At 68.4% G+C, this 17,824-nt stretch carries 20 protein-coding genes; 10 read left to right on the top strand and 10 right to left on the bottom strand.

All coding sequences use genetic code 11. The features are described from left to right. Window position 1 precedes the first annotated feature (1 nt). Genes ACWFRF_RS04220 through ACWFRF_RS04210 form a run of 3 tightly spaced genes read right to left on the bottom strand, consistent with a single transcriptional unit; the run spans window position 2 to window position 2,118 of the window. The gene (locus ACWFRF_RS04220; RefSeq protein ID WP_378990254.1) at window positions 2-328 is read right to left on the bottom strand and encodes a hypothetical protein; all 327 of its coding nucleotides are present in this window, start codon (window positions 326-328) and stop codon (window positions 2-4) included. After that, window positions 309-1,580, bottom strand: a complete 1,272-nt coding sequence (locus ACWFRF_RS04215; protein WP_452448878.1) for an aromatic ring-hydroxylating oxygenase subunit alpha — start codon at window positions 1,578-1,580, stop codon at window positions 309-311. Before ACWFRF_RS04215 ends, ACWFRF_RS04220 begins: the two co-directional genes overlap by 20 nt. Window positions 1,581-1,584: 4 nt before the next feature. Further along, window positions 1,585-2,118 (bottom strand): carboxymuconolactone decarboxylase family protein, encoded by a 534-nt coding sequence (locus ACWFRF_RS04210; RefSeq protein WP_452448877.1) that lies wholly within the window; start codon window positions 2,116-2,118, stop codon window positions 1,585-1,587. 157 nt (window positions 2,119-2,275) lie between these two features. On the opposite strand from ACWFRF_RS04210, the gene ACWFRF_RS04205 reads away from it, so the two are divergent. The 7 genes from ACWFRF_RS04205 to ACWFRF_RS04175 are packed head-to-tail and all read left to right on the top strand — an operon-like array spanning window position 2,276 to window position 8,925. Continuing rightward, complete coding sequence (locus ACWFRF_RS04205; RefSeq protein WP_452448876.1) at window positions 2,276-2,584, top strand: hypothetical protein; 309 nt, start codon at window positions 2,276-2,278, stop codon at window positions 2,582-2,584. Window positions 2,585-2,598: 14 nt separating this feature from the next. After that, the gene (locus tag ACWFRF_RS04200; RefSeq protein WP_379316310.1) at window positions 2,599-3,777 is read left to right on the top strand and encodes an acyl-CoA dehydrogenase family protein; all 1,179 of its coding nucleotides are present in this window, start codon (window positions 2,599-2,601) and stop codon (window positions 3,775-3,777) included. A gap of 1 nt (window position 3,778) precedes the next feature. Next, the gene (locus ACWFRF_RS04195; RefSeq protein WP_449961774.1) at window positions 3,779-4,546 is read left to right on the top strand and encodes an SDR family NAD(P)-dependent oxidoreductase; all 768 of its coding nucleotides are present in this window, start codon (window positions 3,779-3,781) and stop codon (window positions 4,544-4,546) included. Then, the gene (locus ACWFRF_RS04190) at window positions 4,546-5,766 is read left to right on the top strand and encodes a CaiB/BaiF CoA transferase family protein (protein ID WP_452448875.1); all 1,221 of its coding nucleotides are present in this window, start codon (window positions 4,546-4,548) and stop codon (window positions 5,764-5,766) included. Before ACWFRF_RS04195 ends, ACWFRF_RS04190 begins: the two co-directional genes overlap by 1 nt. Further along, window positions 5,766-6,596, top strand: a complete 831-nt coding sequence (locus ACWFRF_RS04185; protein WP_452448874.1) for an enoyl-CoA hydratase/isomerase family protein — start codon at window positions 5,766-5,768, stop codon at window positions 6,594-6,596. The genes ACWFRF_RS04190 and ACWFRF_RS04185 overlap by 1 nt, the downstream gene beginning before the upstream one ends. Window positions 6,597-6,613: 17 nt before the next feature. Then, the gene (locus tag ACWFRF_RS04180) at window positions 6,614-7,759 is read left to right on the top strand and encodes a thiolase family protein (RefSeq protein WP_452448873.1); all 1,146 of its coding nucleotides are present in this window, start codon (window positions 6,614-6,616) and stop codon (window positions 7,757-7,759) included. Between the two features lie 17 nt (window positions 7,760-7,776). Then, window positions 7,777-8,925 carry an acyl-CoA dehydrogenase family protein gene (locus ACWFRF_RS04175; RefSeq protein WP_452448872.1) on the top strand — a complete coding sequence of 383 codons (1,149 nt, stop codon included), beginning with the start codon at window positions 7,777-7,779 and terminating at the stop codon, window positions 8,923-8,925. Between the two features lie 63 nt (window positions 8,926-8,988). Here ACWFRF_RS04175 and ACWFRF_RS04170 read toward each other — a convergent pair whose 3' ends face one another. Further along, window positions 8,989-9,882, bottom strand: a complete 894-nt coding sequence (locus ACWFRF_RS04170; protein ID WP_452448871.1) for an alpha/beta fold hydrolase — start codon at window positions 9,880-9,882, stop codon at window positions 8,989-8,991. Beyond that, window positions 9,879-10,070: a hypothetical protein gene (locus ACWFRF_RS04165; RefSeq protein ID WP_378990245.1), complete on the bottom strand. Its 192-nt coding sequence runs from the start codon at window positions 10,068-10,070 to the stop codon at window positions 9,879-9,881. Before ACWFRF_RS04165 ends, ACWFRF_RS04170 begins: the two co-directional genes overlap by 4 nt. A gap of 125 nt (window positions 10,071-10,195) precedes the next feature. Here ACWFRF_RS04165 and ACWFRF_RS04160 point away from each other — a divergent pair, with 125 nt between their 5' ends. Both ACWFRF_RS04160 and ACWFRF_RS04155 read left to right on the top strand, forming a co-directional pair. Further along, window positions 10,196-11,386 (top strand): OB-fold domain-containing protein, encoded by a 1,191-nt coding sequence (locus ACWFRF_RS04160; protein ID WP_452448870.1) that lies wholly within the window; start codon window positions 10,196-10,198, stop codon window positions 11,384-11,386. Next, the gene (locus ACWFRF_RS04155) at window positions 11,383-12,561 is read left to right on the top strand and encodes a thiolase C-terminal domain-containing protein (RefSeq protein ID WP_452448869.1); all 1,179 of its coding nucleotides are present in this window, start codon (window positions 11,383-11,385) and stop codon (window positions 12,559-12,561) included. The genes ACWFRF_RS04160 and ACWFRF_RS04155 overlap by 4 nt, the downstream gene beginning before the upstream one ends. 162 nt (window positions 12,562-12,723) lie before the next feature. On the opposite strand, the gene ACWFRF_RS04150 is transcribed toward ACWFRF_RS04155, so the two are convergent. Further along, window positions 12,724-12,936: a DUF2283 domain-containing protein gene (locus ACWFRF_RS04150; protein ID WP_449961795.1), complete on the bottom strand. Its 213-nt coding sequence runs from the start codon at window positions 12,934-12,936 to the stop codon at window positions 12,724-12,726. Between the two features lie 349 nt (window positions 12,937-13,285). Beyond that, entirely contained in the window at window positions 13,286-14,833 is a 1,548-nt protein-coding gene (locus ACWFRF_RS04145; RefSeq protein ID WP_452448868.1) for an AMP-binding protein, read from the bottom strand. Between the two features lie 90 nt (window positions 14,834-14,923). Here ACWFRF_RS04145 and ACWFRF_RS04140 point away from each other — a divergent pair, with 90 nt between their 5' ends. Then, on the top strand, window positions 14,924-15,640 hold the full coding sequence (locus ACWFRF_RS04140) for an enoyl-CoA hydratase/isomerase family protein (protein ID WP_067444827.1): 717 nt from the start codon (window positions 14,924-14,926) through the stop codon (window positions 15,638-15,640). 21 nt (window positions 15,641-15,661) lie between these two features. On the opposite strand, the gene ACWFRF_RS04135 is transcribed toward ACWFRF_RS04140, so the two are convergent. Genes ACWFRF_RS04135 through ACWFRF_RS04125 form a run of 3 tightly spaced genes read right to left on the bottom strand, consistent with a single transcriptional unit; the run spans window position 15,662 to window position 17,822 of the window. Then, window positions 15,662-16,198 (bottom strand): carboxymuconolactone decarboxylase family protein, encoded by a 537-nt coding sequence (locus ACWFRF_RS04135; RefSeq protein WP_452448866.1) that lies wholly within the window; start codon window positions 16,196-16,198, stop codon window positions 15,662-15,664. Window positions 16,199-16,254: 56 nt separating this feature from the next. Beyond that, entirely contained in the window at window positions 16,255-16,998 is a 744-nt protein-coding gene (locus tag ACWFRF_RS04130; RefSeq protein WP_379314029.1) for an SDR family NAD(P)-dependent oxidoreductase, read from the bottom strand. Continuing rightward, entirely contained in the window at window positions 16,995-17,822 is an 828-nt protein-coding gene (locus ACWFRF_RS04125; RefSeq protein WP_452448864.1) for a TauD/TfdA dioxygenase family protein, read from the bottom strand. Before ACWFRF_RS04125 ends, ACWFRF_RS04130 begins: the two co-directional genes overlap by 4 nt. Between the last annotated feature and the right edge of the window lie 2 nt (window positions 17,823-17,824).

The following is a 17,824-nucleotide window of genomic DNA, read 5'->3' as shown; positions in this document are numbered from 1 at the left end:
ATCAGACCACCGGCTCCCGGATGAGGTGGACCATGGCGGCGCCGGAGTCGGGTACCCGCGCCTGCTTCCAGACCTCGACGGGGAAGGACACGTTCACCAGCGACTGCATCAGATGCAGCAGCGCGCGGGCATCCTCGGGCAGGTCGTCGAGCGGGAACTTGTCGCAGTAGGTGATCGCATCCTCCAGCCGGGGGAACGCCGTGTCGTAGAACTCCTGCATGTCGGGCATGCTCGAGGCGAGACGCTTGGTGTAGCGCTGCGGCTCGGTGGGCAGGACCCAGTCGGAGAACTGCTCCAGATCAGCGAATTCAGCGGGCAGCAGTGGCATCTCGGTACTCCTGAACCTTGTCCTTGGCGACCTTGTGCAGGTGGCGCAGCAAGATCTCCTGGTCGTTGAGGGGGAAATCGGACACGATGCGGGTGGCCAGCATCGTCTGGGTGGCTTCTAGGGTGTTCGCGTCCTGCAGCGCGTACTCCTTGAAGGTGACCGCGGCCAGCTCCTGGCCCAGGCGTTCGCGCGCGGTCTTGGGCGGCACGAAGTACAGGTTCGCCTCGAAGATGTGCTTGTTCACCGCGGTCGGCCAGTAGTGGTAGGTGAGGTACCAGCCGGGCTCCCAGAACAGCAGCGACATGTTCGGGAAGATCTCGAACTCGTCGACGCCCCAGGCCCGGTGGCGGGCGGGGTTGATGCCCTCGGGCAGCTTGTCCAGGCCCTCGATGTCGGGCTTGTCCCACGGTCCGAACAGGCCGCTGCGCAGCACGCGCTCGATCGGCTTGACCATGTTGGGGTCCTTGGGCGGGGCCATGCCGCCCCACGAGGAGATCATCGAGTGCGGGCTCTGCAGCTCGTAGTGCAGCGCCTCGTAACCGGTGCCCGCCAGCTTGTCGGCCTCGTCCTTGACCGCCTGCTTCATGTGCAGGATCGGCGCGTGGTAGAACTCGGCGAACGCGTCGATGAACAGCTTCCAGTTGCTGCCGATCTCGGCGCGGTAGCTGTAGACCTCGGTGAACTCGTGGAACGGGTAGCCTTCGACGCCGGTGACGAGGGTGCCCAGGTACTCGGTGAGCGACGGGGCGTCCTCGTCGAGGTTGACGAAGATGAAGCCCTCCCACACCTCGCAGCGCACGGTCTTGAGGCCGTAGAGCTGCTTGTCGAGGTCGAAGAACTCCTTCTCCTGCTGGACGAAGTTCACCTCACCCTCGAGGCTGTAGCGCCAGGCGTGGTACTTGCAGGTGAACTGGCGGCACGTGCCCGAGGTCTCCTCGTTGGGGAAGTCGTCCCAGACCAGCTTGTTGCCGCGGTGGCGGCAGATGTTGTGGAACGCCCGCACGACCTGATCGTTGCCCTTGGCGATGATGAGCGAGGTGCCGACCGAGGGCAGTTCCCTGGTGAAGTAGCTGCCGACCTTCGGAAGTCGTTCGACGCGACCGATATTGAGCCAGGTCTTCTTGAAGATGGCGTTGCGCTCGTCCTCGTAGAAGTCCGGATCGATGGAGTCGGTGTAGTCCACCGGCTCGGTGCCGAGCTCGGGGTAGTGCTCCGTCCAGCTACCCGCGGCCGGTTTTGTGAAGTGGGACAAGGGGTTACCTTTCCGTTTGTTCGACTTCGACGCCGAAGGTGTTGAAGGCCATGGCCAACATGCCGTAGCCGCCGACCGTGAAGACCAGATCCATGCACTGCCGCTCGTCGAGGTGCGCGCCGAGGGCGGCCCAGGTCGAATCGGACAGGTTCGCTGTGGTGTCGAGTTCGTCGGTCGCGGTGAAGATCACGCGATCGAACTCGTCGGTGGGCGGCCCGCCCTGCGCCGCCGCGATATCGGCGGCGCTCACGCCGGACTCGTGGGCCATCTCCACGTGATGGGCCCACTCGTAGGCGCAGCCGCGTCGATGGGCGACGCGCAGGATCGCCAGTTCGCGTACCCGCGCCGGCAGTGTCGACCGGAACAGCAGGTGCACACCGAGGCTCAGGTAGGCCTTCGTCAGGTCCGGATGGCGGACCAGGGTGGACAGTGCGTTTCCGGCATCCGCCGGGTTCTGCCGGTCCCGGGGGAGCAGACCGGACAGGGCGCGCTGAACCTGCTCGTCCCATTGGTCCGCCGGCAGCGGGGGTAGGCGCATCACTGCCTCCTCTCGATTCGGAGAATCACGTTCTCAGATTTGAACTGTAAGATTTCCACGGGTTGGGCGGATAGTCAACGGGTCATTGATTCTCGCTGAATGAGAAGCTAGTTTTCATTGAGAGAGAGCGACGTAACCTCAGGAAGGGAGATCCACCATGACCGCAGTGCCACTGCGTCCCGGTGATCAACTCGCCAGCACCGTCTGCGGTACGCGCGTGGTGGTGATCCGGGTACCGGCCAACCGCACGCCCATGATCACCTGCGGCGCGAGCCCGATGATCCCTGCCGTCAACGCCCCCACGGTCGCCGCGAGCGGTGCGCCGAGCACGGTGATCGGCAAGCGGTATGTGGATGTGGCCGAGCACGTCGAGGTGCTGTGCATCGCGGCGGGCGCGGGCTCGTTGAGCTGCGACGGCGAGCCGATGACGGTGAAGGCGGCCAAAGCGCTGCCCGCCTCGGATTGATGGGGGAAGTACGCATGTCCGGTGGGATGAGTTTCGCGCTGAGCGAGGATCAGCAGCTGATCCGCGACTCGGTCGCCGAGCTGATGAAGAAGTTCGACGACAAGTACTGGATGGAGCGCGATCAGGCCCACGAGTTCCCGGCGGCGTTCTACGACACCATCGCCGCGGGCGGCTGGCTCGGCATCACGATTCCGCCGGAGTACGGCGGGCACGGATTGGGGATCACCGAGGCGTCGATCCTGCTCGAGGAGGTCGCCCGCTCCGGCGGTGGGATGAACGCGGCCACCGCGATTCACCTGTCGATCTTCGGCATGCATCCGGTGGTGGTGCACGGATCCGAGGAGCTCAAGCGCCGGACCCTGCCACGCATCGTCAGCGGTGATCTGCACGTGTGTTTCGGGGTCACCGAACCGGGTGCGGGTCTCGACACCACCCGGATCAGTACCTTCGCCCGACGCGAGGGCGACGACTACGTGGTCAACGGGCGCAAGGTGTGGATCTCCAAGGCCATGGAGTCGGAGAAGATCCTGCTGCTCACGCGCACCACCCGGTACGAAGACGTCGAGAAGAAGACCGACGGCATGACCCTGTTCCTCACCGATCTCGACCGCACCAAGGTCGACATCCGGCCGATCGCGAAAATGGGTCGCAACGCCGTCACCTCGAACGAACTGTTCATCGACGACCTTCGGATTCCGGTCGAGGACCGGGTCGGCGAAGAGGGCATGGGGTTCCGGTACCTGCTGGACGGGCTCAATCCCGAGCGGATGCTGATCGCCGCCGAAGCGCTCGGTATAGGCCGGGTCGCCCTGGACCGGGCGGTGCGCTACGCCGGTGACCGCGAAGTCTTCGGCAGGCCGATCGGGATGAACCAGGCCATCCAGTTCCCGCTCGCCGACTCGCTGACCCATCTCGATGCCGCCGAGCTGGTTCTGCGTAAGGCCACCTGGCTCTACGACAACGGCCAACCGTGCGGTCGCGAGGCGAACACCGCCAAGTATCTGTGCGCGGAGGCGGGTTTCACCGCCGCCGATCGCGCGCTGCAAACCCACGGCGGGATGGGTTACGCCGAGGAGTACAACGTCGCCCGCTACTTCCGCGAGGCGCGCGTGATGAAGATCGCGCCGATCAGTCAGGAAATGATCCTGAACTACCTGGGATCGCACACGCTGGGAATGCCGAGGAGCTACTGAAATGACCGTCAACACAGCACTGTTCGATCTGACCGGACGATCGGCACTGGTCACGGGCGCGGCAGGCGGCATCGGTGCCGCTGTCGCGCGGGCCCTGGCCACCGCGGGCGCCGCGGTGCTGGTCACCGATGTCGACGGCGCCGCCGCGGCCGTGGTCGCGGAGAAGATCGTGGCCGAGGGCGGCACCGCCCGCAGCGCGGCGCTCGACGTGCGCGACCGAGCGTCCGCGGACGCGGCCGTCGCCGCGGCGGCCGAGCTGGCCGGGGGAGTCCTGCACATTCTGGTGAACAACGCCGGTGTGACCGCTCCGGCCATGTTCGCCGAGACCAGCGAGGAATCGGTGTCGCTGTTGCTCGACATCCACCTGCTCGGCACATTCCGGTGCTCGCAGGCCGCGCTGGCGAAATTGGCGACCGACGGTACCGGCCGGATCATCAACGTCACTTCCTCGGCGGGCATCGTCGGCACGCTCGGCCAGGTGAACTACTCCGCGGCCAAGGCCGGCATCATCGGCGTCACGAAGTCGCTGGCGCGCGAGCTGGCCCGCAAGCAGATCCTGGTGAACGCGCTCGCCCCGCTGGCGGCGACACCGATGACCAGCACCCTGCGCACCAACGAGAAGTTCTCCGCGCAGATGCTGAACCGAATCCCGTTGCGCCGCTGGGCGGAACCGGATGAGGTGGCGGGCGCCTTCGTGTTCCTCGCCTCCGACGCGGCCTCCTTCGTCACCGGGCAGGTGCTGCCGGTCGACGGCGGCATGGTGATGTGATGGCCGCACACGCGGCGGCGGACCCCGCGCCGTTGGCCGGCGTCACGGTGGTGGCGCTGGAGCAGGCGGTGTCCGCGCCGATGTGCACGCGCACCCTGGCCGATCTCGGTGCACGGGTGCTGAAGATCGAGAACCCGGACGGTGGCGATTTCGCCCGGTACTACGACGATGTGGTCGACGGCCTCGCGGCGCACTTCGTCTGGGTGAATCGTGGCAAGGAATCGGTGGCGCTGAACCTGAAGTCGCCGGCCGGAATGGAGGTGCTGCACCGGCTGCTCGACCACGCCGACGTGCTCGTCTCCAATCTCGCTCCCGGCGCCACCGCGCGGCTCGGCATCACCCCCGCCGACCTCGAGCACAGCCATCCCGACCTGGTCGCGGTCGAGATCGACGGCTTCGGCGCGGGCGGTCCGCTATCGGGCAAACGCGCGTACGACTTACTGGCACAGGCGGAATCGGGGGTGTGCGCGGTCACCGGTTCGGCGGGCGCGCCCGCCAAGCCCGGTCCACCGGTCGCCGATGTCTGCTCCGGTCTGTACGCGGCGATCTCGATCCTGGCCATGCTGTCCGCGCGCGACCGGCGCACCCGGAAGGGGGCGGCGGTCACGGTCAGCCTGTTCGACACGATGGCCGAGGTGATGGGCTACCAGCTCACCTACACCCGGCATTCCGGCATCGATCAGCAGCCGCTCGGCATGAGTTCGCCAGCGGTGGCGCCCTACGGCGCGTACCCGACCGGTGACGGGCAGACCGTCGTGCTCGGCACCACCAATGACGGGGAATGGCAACGGCTCTCGCGCGAACTGCTGGGACGAGCGGATCTGGCCGACGACCCACGATTCCGGAGCAATTCCGACCGGGTTCGTCATCGCGAGGTGCTCGACGCCGAGATCGGCGCGTGGTGCGCCGGCCACGACCTGGCCCACATCCAACAGGCCGCCGACACCGCGGGCATCGGCAACGCCCGCTACAACACCCCGAGCGAAGTGCTGGATCATCCCCAGCTGACCGAGCGCGATCGCTGGCGTCGGATCGATACCCCGGTCGGGCAGATCCCGGCGCTGCTCCCGCCCCCGATCATCGCCGGGTTCGACCCGCCGATGGGGGCGGTGCCCGCGCTGGGCGAACACACGAACGCGGTGCTCGCGGAGTTCGGTCTCACCGACGACGAGATCGCCCTGCTACGCCTGCACCGTCTCATCGCCACGGCCGTGCCCTGATGACACTGGGGGACAACGATATTCGCGACGAACAGATCCTGCTGACCGAAGACCGCAACGGCGTGCGCACGCTGACCCTGCATCGCCCGCACCGCAAGAACGCGATCAATCGGGAACTGTGGGCGGCGCTGCGGGAGGCGCTGGACGCGGCCGGCCGCGATCGCGACGTCCGCGCCCTCGTGCTCACCGGCGCGGGCGGGGCCTTCTGCGCCGGCGCGGATATCGCCACACCCGACCCCAGCCATCCCCTGCACAAGTTGCGCGCGCTCACCGATGTCGCGCTGCTGCTGCACGAGTTGCCGATTCCCACCATCGCCAAGGTGCACGGGGTGGCGGTGGGCGCGGGCTGGAACCTGGCACTGGGCTGCGATCTGGTGGTCGCGACGCCGGAGTCGCGGTTCTCGCAGATCTTCACCCGTCGCGGGCTCTCGCTCGATCTCGGCGGGTCCTGGTTGCTGCCCAAACTCGTGGGACTGCAACAGGCCAAGCGGCTGGCGCTGCTGGCCGAGACGATCGACGCCGAGCGGGCGCACGCGCTGAACCTGGTGACGTGGGTCGTCGCCGAACCCGAGCTCGACGCCTTCGTCGTCGAGCTCGCCGAACGGCTCGCCGCCGGACCGCCGGTGGCGCTGGCCCAGACCAAGGCACTGCTGAACGAGGGCGCGGACCGCACCCTGCGCGACGCACTGGCCAATGAGGCCCGGGCGCAGGGGGTGAACTTCGCGACCGCCGACGCACCGGAGGCCTTCGCGGCGTTCGCGGCCGCCCGGGAACCGGAGTTCACCGGCCGCTGGGCGATCGCCCGGCAGACCGAACACAACGATGACTAGTTCGAATGGAGAGCGCCATGCGTGAGGTAGTAGTGGTCGAGGCGGTGCGCACGCCGTGGGGCAAACGCAACGGCGGACTGGCGGGAACCCATCCTGCGGACCTGTCCGCGGTGGTACTCAGCGCCCTGATCGAGCGCACCGGGATCGACCCGGCCGTGATCGACGACGTGATCTGGGGCTGTGTCTCCCAGGTCGGTGACCAGTCGAGCAATATCGGGCGCTACGCGGTGCTGGCCGCCGGATGGCCGGAGAGCATTCCCGGCACGACGGTGAACCGGGCGTGCGGCTCGAGCCAGCAGGCGGTGGATTTCGCGGTGCAGGCGGTGATGTCGGGGCAGCAGGATGTCGTCGTCGCGGGTGGGGTCGAGGTGATGAGCCGGGTCCCGCTCGGCGCGGCGAAGGAGGGCGGGGCCCCCTACGGCCCGAAAGCCCGTGCGCGCTACCAGGATTTCTCGTTCAACCAGGGCATTTCCGCGGAGCTGATCGCCCAGAAGTGGGGGCTGGATCGTCATCGGCTCGACGAATTCGCCACGCTCTCGCACGAACTGGCCGCGGCCGCCCAGGACCGGGGCGCGTTCGACGCCCAGCTCGTGCCCGTCGAGACCGAAGCGGGGACGGTGACCGCCGACGAAGGCGTGCGCCGCGGGACGACACCCCAGACCCTGGCCAAGCTCGAGCCGGCCTTCCAAGCCGACGGCGTGATCCACGCGGGTAACTCCTCCCAGATCTCCGACGGTGCCGCCGCGGTGCTGGTGACGACACCGGAGCGGGCCCGCGAACTGGGGCTGACGCCGCTGGTGTGCTACCGCGCGGGCGCGGTGACCGGCGCCGACCCGGTACTCATGCTGACCGGTCCGATTCCGGCGACCGAGAAAGTCCTGCGCAAGGCCGGTCTCGATCTCGCCGAGATCGGCGTCTTCGAGGTGAACGAGGCGTTCGCGTCGGTGCCGCTGGCGTGGCTCGCCGAAACCGGCGCCGACGCGCAGCTGCTCAATCCGCTCGGCGGCGCCATCGCGCTCGGTCATCCGCTCGGTGGATCGGGGGCGGGTCTGCTCACCCGGATGGTTCATCACATGCGCGACAACGGAATTCGCTACGGCCTGCAAACGATGTGTGAGGGCGGCGGCACCGCCAACGCCGCCATCGTCGAACTGGTCGCCTGAGCAACAAGGAGACATCGGTGCGCCGAGACATCTACACCGAGGACCACGAAGCCTTCCGCGGGCTGGCCAGGGAATTCATCGACAAGGAGATCGCGCCCCACTACGCCGAGTGGGAAAAGGCCGGGCAGATGCCGCGAGAGGTCTTCGAAAAGCTCGGTGCGCTCGGCATTCTCGGCGTCGCCATCCCACCGGAGTACGGGGGCGCGGGCCTGCGGGACTACCGCTACAACGCCGTCCTGCAGGAGGAAGCGGCGCGCGCGCTGGTGACGCTGAGCACGGTGCGCACCCAGCTCGATGTCATCCTCCCGTATTTCCTGGCCTACGCCGACGAGCAGCAACGTGAACGCTGGTTCCCCGGGCTGGCGAGCGGTTCGCTGCTGACCGCCATCGCGATGACCGAACCCGGCACCGGCTCCGATCTGGCCGGGATGCGCACCTACGCGGTGCGCGACGGCGACGACTATCTGCTCAGCGGCGCGAAGACGTTCATCACCGGCGGCCTGCTCGCCGATCTGGTGATCGTGGTGGCGCGGACCTCGACCGATCCGGAGAACCGGCGCGCGGGCCTGACCCTGCTGGTGGTCGAGGACGGCATGCCCGGGTTCGAGCGCGGGCGGGTGCTGGACAAGATGGGCTGCAAGGTGCAGGACACCGTCGAGTTGTCGTTCGACGCGGTCCGGGTTCCCGTGGCGAATCGGCTCGGGGCCGAAGGCGAGGCCTTCGGCTACCTCGGCAACAATCTGTCGCAGGAACGGATGACGGTGGCGGTCGGCTCGGTTGCCCAAGCGCGGGCCGCGATCACCGCCACGATCGACTATGTCAAGGAACGCAAGGCCTTCGGGAAACCGGTCGCGTCCTTCCAGAACACCAAGTTCGAACTCGCCGCGATGTCGGCCGAAGTCGAGGCGGCGCAGGCCATGGTGGATCGTGCCGTGCTGGATCTGGTCGAGGGTGAACTGTCCGGCCCCGACGCGGCACGGGTGAAACTGTTCACCACCGAAATGCAGGGCCGGGTGGTCGATCGCTGTCTGCAGCTGTTCGGTGGTTACGGCTATATGAGCGAGTACCCGATCGCGCGGTTGTACACCGACGCGCGAGTGGCCAGGATCTACGCCGGAACCAGTGAGGTCATGAAGGTGATCATCGCCAAATCCCTCGGCCTCTGACACACCAGTGAATCCGCCCCACGACCATCGGTGTCGTGGGGCGGATTTCGTTGACCGGCGATCTCAGCGGCGCGCGATCACGCATTCCTCGATGAACGACATCACCCTGAGGTGATAGGCGGTCGCCGAATGCCCCATGCTCAGATTGTGGCCCGCGTCGGCCTGCTCGTGGAGCAGCACGCGCGGCGCGGCCGTGAACAGCGCGGTGATCTCGCTCAGCGCGAGCGGGTCGGTGCGCCATACCTTTTCGTACGCGCCCACGGTGAACTGGACGGGAACGCGGACCTGCGCGGCGGTGTGCTCGAAATCGTGCGCCACCCACTGCGGCATCATGGTGGCCTCGTACGCCGGGCCCGGCGACGCGATCGCCGCGCCGCCGAAGACCTCGGTGGGATACAGGCGGCTCGGCTGCCAGAGCAGCTCGCGCAGACGTTCGCCGCGCCCCGGCCCGCCCGCTGTCAGGTTGCTGATGGCTTCGGGGTGGTGTTTTCTGCCGGTGCCGGCGAGTTCGATGCCGAGCAACTGCGCGCCGCGCTCGTCGGCGGCCATCCGGACGGCCAGCTCGCACCCGGCCGAGTGCGCGAGGATGAACATCCCCGCTCCGCGCTCGCGCGTACCGAGCATGCGCTCCACCAGGGCGTAGGCGAGGTCGACGCGGCGGGCGGCCGGTGCGATGTCGGCCGCGTGCGGGGCCGAACTGCCGTAGCCGGGTCGGTCGATCGCGACCACGGTGAACCCGAGCGCGGGCGCGGTACGCAACAGCGACAGCCGGGGGTGGCCGGGGCAGTCGAAGTAGGCGGAGGTCGTCACGCCGCCGTGGACGGCGATGATGACGGCGCGCGGGTCGGCCGCCTCGGCGACCGTGGCCGACATCGGGATTCCGTCGATATCGACGACGTAGGAGCTGATCGGTACCTCGTGCGGTAGCCGCACCAGATCGGAACCGGCACTGGTCATGGTGTGGGGTCGCCTTCGGACTCGGTGGGGGTGAGGGTGAGATGGCCCGCCTCCGCGGAGACGAGCACGGCACAGGCAGCGATCGTGAGATCCGGCAGCACCGCCGTGCCGTAGTGGTAGGCGTACGCGCGCAGGCGCTGGATGACGGTGATGCCGCCGCTGGGCAGCGGGAGAGTTGTCCCAGTCATGAGACTCCCCATTCAATTGTCGGAAAGATCCAGGGAGCGGATCGCAATGTCACCGATTCCGGCCTGTTGCTAGACTGCATTCTCTAATATGAGAATCACATTATCATCTAGGTCGGGAGAGCACGATGCCGTTGATCGCTTCGGTCGGTACCTATCTGCCGTGCTGGGGTACCGCCGAACAGCGCGTACCCGGTGACGACGAGGACGCGATCACCCTCGCCGTCGAAGCGGGCCGGGCCGCGATCGCCTCGGGGGCCGGGGTGGAGCACGTCGTGCTGGTCAGCCGGGATCTGCCGCTGCTGGAAGGCGGTAACGCCGCGGTACTGCTGGCGGGCCTCGGTCTGGATTCCGAACTGGAGGTCACTGAGCGGCTCGGCGGCGCACCCGCGACCCTCGACGCACTCGGCTCGGCGAGGCCGCGAACCCTGGTGATCGGCGTCGACCTCGATCCGGCCGGCGCGGCCGCCGCCGTCACGGGCGAACGAGGACTGCAGGTGCGCACCCCGGCGCGCGTCGCCCGGAGCCTGCCGGTCCGGACCCGCTATGCCACCGGCGTCGTGCACGACTACGGAGACCCCCGACTATTGCGCGAACGCGGACTTCTCGGCTCACTGGCCGCGTCCTGGCTCGACACCCCGGTCGCGGTGGCAGGGGTCGATCACGAACAGGCCACCGACCTGTGTATCGGCACCCCGCCGCCGCTGCCCACCTTGGGGGCGAGTTCTGGATTGTTCGCGCTGGCGGCGATGGTGGACGCGGGGCAGGCCGGCCCGCTGGTCGGGGTGGAACAGGGCAGTCTGTCCGGCGTCACGGTCGCGGCGGGCGCGGTGCCGGTGCATCGGCGCGAACCGCCGCCGCGGGAGAAACCGGTGACGAGCTTCGTACCCGGGGCCGACATCCCGATCTCGCTGGCCGCCTATGAGCGCGCGTTCGAGGCGAAAGTGCGCTGGGCGGCCGGACGCCACGAGGGCACCGACGAACTGGACTTCCCACCCCGATACCGGGTGGACGACGACGGCACGCTGCGCACCGACTACACACTGGTGCCGTTGCCCCGGACCGCCACCGTGTACACGTCGGTGACCGTGCACGTGCCGGTGCCCGGGCTGAAAACGCCGTATTCGCTGGTCATCGTCGAACTCGACGAGGTCGGCGTGCGCGCGCTGGTGAAAGTGACCAGCGCCGAACCGGGTTCGGTGGACATCGGCGATCGCGGCCGCATGGTGTTGCGACGCGTGGCGGTGCGCTCCGGCGTGCCGGACTACGGCTACGCCTTCGAACCGGAAACCCCCGAACGACAGGAGTCGGCAGCATGAGAAGAGTCGCCATCGTCGGCGCCGGAATGACGCCCTTCGCCGAGCATTTCGCACTCGGCATCAAAGATCTGGTGCCGATGGCCTTCGCCGACTGCGCGCGCACCATCGACAAGGGGTTCCGAAAATCCGACATCCAGGCGGCGTGGTTCGGTGAGCTCGGCACCGCCGACGGGTTCGCCTCCGGCATTCTCGCCGACACCCTCGGGCTGCCCGACATTCCGGTGACCCGCGTCGAGAACGCCTGCGCCACCGGGCACGACGCGGTCCGCAACGCGCTGCTCGCGATCGCCTCCGGCGCTATCGACGTGGCCCTGGTGGTCGGCGCGGACAAGCTGCGTGAGTCCGCGTCCAAGGACATGCTGTGGGAGTGGGAGGCGATGACCCGGGACATGGCCTGGGACTACCCGCTCGGGCTGGTCGCGCCTGCCGGGTTCGCGCTGCACGTGGCACGGTACCTGCACGAATCGCCTGCCACGCGCGAACACATGGCCATGGTCGCGGTGAAGAACCATCGGCACGGCGTGCGAAACCTCAAGGCGCGGTTGCGCTTCGAGATCAGTATCGAGGAAGCCCTCGCGGCGCCGACGGTGGTCACGCCCTTCGGGCTCTACGACTGCGCGCCGCAGAGCGACGGGGCGGCGGCGCTCGTGCTGGCCGCCGAGGACGTGGTCGATCGCTACACCGACCGCCCTGTGTGGATTCGCGGGGTGGGACTCGGCATGGATTCGGTGATGCACCAGCACAAGCGGGACATGACGACGTTCCCCGCCACGGTCCGTGCCGCTCGCCAGGCGTTCGGCATGGCCGGGCTGACCCCGTCGGACATCGATGTCGCCGAGGTGCACGACTTCTTCACCGGCATCGAGTTGATGAGCTACGAGGATCTCGGGTTCGCCGATCGGTTCGAGGCCCACAAGCTCGTCGAAGCGGGCGTCACCAGCGTGGGCGGCGCGCTACCGGTCAATCCGAGCGGCGGCCTGAAGTCGAAGGGACATCCGCCGGGCGCCACCGGTGTGGCGCAGTGCGTGGAGTTGTTCGAGCAGTTGCGTGGCGACGCGGTGAACCAGGTCGACCGGGCCCGAATCGGGTTGGCGCACTCCATCGGTGGTCCCACCGCGGTCGCGGCCGTGACGATCCTGGCGGGGCCCGACGCGCGAGACACGGATCGGTCGTAGGCGAGTCGGTCGACGACGGTGGCCGCGATCGCTGATTCGATCAGCACAGTATTAGCGGCAATGGCAGGTGATCCCATCTCGCTTCGGGTTGATGCGGTCATCGGATCGAGCCGCCGGTTCGGGCTACCTGCGCCGCGTGCCGAGTAGCCCGAACCGGCGGGATCATCCGATTTGTTCAGCCGCGTCGAGCACTTCGGCCGAGATCGTTTCACGTGCGCCGATCACCTCGATGCCGAGTAGCACGCCATCGACATCGAAATCCAGGACCATCTCGGCCCCATCGAGTGGTACTGCTTGTTGCCGGACGGCTTGTCCGGGACCGATGCGATCGGCGAGGTAGATCATCGCGGCGTTTGCCGTCGAATCGTAGGTCATCCGCACAAGGACAACTCCTGTCGAGTTGGTTCCGACGTCAGTTGCCCATTGTCGTTGATTCGTAATCGGACCACGCACTAGTACTGGCGCGGGCGTCGCTGGAAATGAGCGATGGGTACCAGCGTGTCGGACGACTTCGATGGCCGATCCGCAGGAGGTCGTAGCCGTACAGGCCAGCGGGCGAGTTGAGACCTGATCGCCCGGTATCGACTTTGCTGGAAATCGTGGGTGGCCAGGCGTTCTCGAACTGTGCACCGATGGGGTCGATTCGACACCATCGGTGCGCTGATTCGGGCCCGTACGTGGTCGCTGCGTGGACTTTCGCGGCTCCACGTCTGGGCGCGGGAGTTCAGCCGTGCAACGGTTGGCGGTCGGCGATGTTTCGTCGGACGTGGAACTTCTGTACCTTGCCGCTCGCGGTTCGGGGGAAATCCTCGACCTGGTGCAACTCCTCGGGCCACTTCTGTTTGGCGACACCGGCCCGGTCGAAATGCGCGCGCATCTCGTCGATGGTCGGCATCTCGTGGCCGGTGCGCAGCCGCACCACGGCGGCGGCGTGCTCGCCGAGGCGGGCATCCGGTGCGGCGACGACGACCGCCTCGGCGATACCGGGCATTGTCAGCAGGACCTCCTCGACTTCGAGGGCGCTGATGTTCTCGCCGCCGCGGATGATGATGTCGGCCTTGCGGTCGGTGATCGTGAGGTAGCCGTCGGCGTCGAGTTCGCCGATGTCGCCGGTGCGGTACCAGCCGTCGGCGTCGAAGGCGGCGGCGGTGAGGGCGTCGTCGGTGTAGCCGAGGCACAATTCCGGTCCGCGACTGAGGATTTCGCCGTCGGGGGCCAGGCGGATCTCCACGCCGGGTAGGACATCGCCGTCGGTGAACAGGCGTTTGTCCGAGGCCGCGGTGATCTGTGACCCGGTGATCGACGGGTGCTCGGTGCTGCCGTAGGAGCGGAAGACCGTGATGCCGAGTTCGTCGAGCCTGCGGGTGACCGCCGCGGGCACCGACGACCCGCCCAGGCCCGCGTACCTCATCCGGGGCAGATGTGCGGCGGTGAAATCGGGGTGGTCGAGCAGGCTGGTGACGAAGTACGTCGCGCCGCCGCCCACGGTGAGTCCGTCGCTGTGCATCAGCGCGAGGACGCGCTGCGGGTCCCACACATCGGCCAGGTTCACCGGCGTCGCGTCCAGCACCGGGATCAGGAAGGCGTTCACCATGCCGATGAAGTGCCCGACGGGTGCGGCGGTGAGTTGTTTGCCGCGGTCGGGCGGGTACCAGGCGGACAGCTGCCGGGTTTCGTGACCGAGGGTCTCATGGCTGTGTACGACGCCCTTGGGCGCGCTGGTGGTTCCCGAGGTGAAGGCGATCAGTGCGGGGCCGCCCGGATCGGTCGGGAGGAATCCGGGCATCGGTTCGTCGGCGAGCAGGTCGTCGAAGTCGCGTCCCACCACGCCGACGATCGGGATGTCGGCGCACAGATCGGCCTGGTGCTCGAGGCGCCCGAACCGCTCCGCTCCGATGAACACCCGTGGCGTGGTCGCCTCGAGGATGTAGGTGAGTTCCTTGCGGCCGTAGAAGTGCACGATGGGCACCACCACCGCACCGAGGAAGGCCGACGCCCAGAAGGTGGCGGCGGCCTCCATCCAGTTGGGCAACTGGAAGGCCACGACGTCGCCGGGTCCGACGCCACGAGCGCGCAGGCCCGCGGCGAGGCGTCGGGCCCGGTGCTCGACCTCGCCGAAGGTGCCCGACCAAGGACGCTCGGCGGAGTGCACCCGGAATTCGGTGTCCGGGGCAGCGGCGAGACCGCGCGTCAGCAACTCGCCGATCGGTTCTCCGGTCCACCAGCCCTGCGTTCGGTAGTGCTCGATCAAGTCGGCGGGAATGCTGCGCACGTGAGACTCCAATGCCTGATCCGAAGTTCTGCGGCGATGATGTTATTCTCTGAAAACAAGAATGACAATCTCGTGATGGGAGAATCTTAGATGGTCGAGCTCGAGCTGGACGAGGGCGTCGCGGTCATCACGATCGATCGACCGCACGCGCGCAACGCCATCGCGCCCGTCACGATGGACGAGCTCGACGAGGCGCTCGACAAGGCGGCGGGTGCGCGTGCTCTCGTCGTGCGCGGAGCCGGTGAGCGCGCGTTCGTCTCCGGCGGTGACCTGAAGGAACTCAGCGCTCTGCGCACCGAGGAACAGGCCGCCGCGATGGCCTGGCGGATGCGCTCGATCTGCGACCGGCTGGCGAGTTTCCCCGCCCCCGTGATCGCCGCGCTCAACGGGCATGCGCTCGGCGGCGGCGCCGAGTTCGCGGTGGCCGCCGACATCCGCGTCGCCGCCGACGATATCAAGATCGGCTTCAACCAGTCCGCGCTGGCGATCATGCCGGCCTGGGGCGGCGCGGAACGCCTCGCCGCCCTCGTCGGCAAGAGCCGCGCGCTGCTGCTCGCCGGGTCCGGCGCGATCCTCGACGTCGTCGAGGCGCAGCGCCTCGGCCTGGTGGATCGGGTGCTGCCGCGCGCGGAGTTCGAGGACGGCTGGCGCGCGCTGGCCCGATCGCTGGCCACCCCGCAGGCCGCCGAGATCAAGCGGGTCGTCGGCGGGGTGTCGGCCGAGGAGGCCGTCGCGGCCTTCGCGCGCCTGTGGGTGGCGGATGAGCACTGGGCCGCCGCCGACGCGGTGCTCACCCGCCGCGGATAATCCGCGCCCACCTGCCCGCGCTTACTCCGGTGCGGGCAGGTACGGAACCAGCGCGGCTTCGGCCGCCACGGCGAACGAGCTCAGAGCCATGGCGAGCATCGCGTACATGCCCACGGTGAACACCACATCCATCAGCTGGTGCTCGTCGAACTCCGCCGCCAGGGCGGTCCAGGTCGGGCCGCTCACGGCCCCGTCGCCGAGCAGCTCGTCGACGGCGGCCAGCAGCGCGCCGTCGATCGCCGACCACCCGGGCGCGCTCGGACCCCGTTCGATCCGGGCGATTTCCTCGGGCTCCAGGCCCGCGTCGGCGGCCAGGATCGAATGCTGGGCCCACTCGTAGCCGCAGCGCTGGACCGCCGCCACCCGCAGCACCAGCAGCTCGCGCTGCCGGGCCGAGAGCGTGGAGCCGTAGAGGAAGTGCCCGTTGAAGGTGAGGAACGGTTTGGCCAGTGCCGGGTATCTGGCCAGAGTGCCCAGCAGGTTCGCCCCGCTCTGCCGCCCGGTCGACGGCTTGTCGCCGATCGCCGCGCTGCGATACTCGGCCATGAACGTGGTCATCTCCGTGGACCATTCCGCCTTCGGCAACGGCGCGATGCGGGGCACTTGCGCCGCCGTCACGTGTTCCGCCCGCCGTTGACGCCGATGATCTGACCGGTGAGATAGCCGGCCTCCTCGCTCACCAGGAACGCGCAGGTGGCGGCCACGTCGGCCGGTGTGCCGATCCGGCCGACCGGGGTGCGCGCGATCTGCGCCTCGACGTCGATGAACCCCCGGTCCACGGTGTGGCGCAGCATCGGGGTGTCGATGAAGCCCGGCGGAATGGTGTTCACCGTGATCCCGCGTTTGGCGAACTCGAGCGCGAGCACCTTGGTCAGACCCACCACGCCCGATTTCGCCGCGACGTACCCGGCCAGCCCGGCCGCGCCGCTGTGCACGCTCGACGACGAGATGTTGACGATGCGTCCCCAGCCCTGCTCGATCATGTCCGGGATCACCGCCTGGCAGCAGTCGAAGGTCCCGGTGAGATTGATCGCCAGGGCCCGGTTCCAGGTCTCGGCGCTGATCTCGAGGAAGGGACCGTCCAGGGTGAGACCGGCGCTGTTCACCAGTACCGCCGGTCGGCCGAGCCGGGCACGGACCTCGGCGACCCCGGCGTCGATCGCCGCGCGGTCGGTGACATCGACGGGCAGGCCGATCGCCCGACCGCCGGCGTTCTCGATCGCGGCGGCGGCGTCCTTGGCCGCGTCACCATTGAGGTCGAAGATGGCGACGGATGCCCCGTCGGCGGCGAGCCGCGCGCTGATCGCGCCGCCGATCCCCGACGCGCCGCCGGTGACGATTGCGGTGCGGGCGCTCATTTGATGGCCTCGTCGCCCGCGAGGGTGGTGCGGTGCATCCGGCGCGGTTCGCGCCGGTCGAACTCGCACGCCCGGTGAACCAGGCCCCGGTTGTCCCAGATCACCAGATCGCCCACCGACCAGGCGTGGCGCAGCACGCGCTCCGGGGCGGTGGCGCGCGCCTGGAGGTCGTCGAGCAGTGCGCGCCCCTGCTCGGGGTCCATGCCGACGATGTGGGACGTGGTCGCCCCGAAGACCAGGGAGCGCCGCCCGGTGTCGTGCTGCCACACCAGCGGATGCTCGCGCACGGTGCGCGAGGCCCATTCGGTGAGCTGCTCCTCGGTGGGGTCCGGGTAGGTCAGCTTCTGGATCGCGGCGAAGGTGTGTACCACCCGCAGGTCGGCGACGCGCTGCCGCTCGTCCTCGGAGAGGTTGTCGTAGGCCGCGTAGGTGCTGGCGAACTCGGTCTCGCCGCCCTCGGTGGCGATCACGTGCGCGCTGAGCATCGACGCCTTGGCCGGGATGGCGTCCAACGCGCCGTCGAGGTGCCAGAAATCGTTGCTCGCGAAGTACTCCGCGTTCGGATTGTCGGGGTCGAAGCTGATCTGCATGACATCGGGGTTGGCGTAGAGCGGGAACTGCACCAGCTCGCCCAACCGCCGCCCGAACGCCGCCTGCGCCTCGTCGCCGATGTGCAGTTCGCGAAACAGCAGGACGCCGTGCTCCTCGAGCGCCGCCATGCACGCGGCCGGAATGTCGGGGTCGTGCAGCAGCCGGTCGGCGTCGGCGTCGAGCACCTCCACGCCGACGGCGTCGCTCAGTTTCTTCGTGGCCAGGGTAGGCATCG

It is taken from the genome of Nocardia sp. NPDC055165 (assembly GCF_053606985.1).
This window is presented reverse-complemented; position numbering and strand designations above follow the sequence as displayed.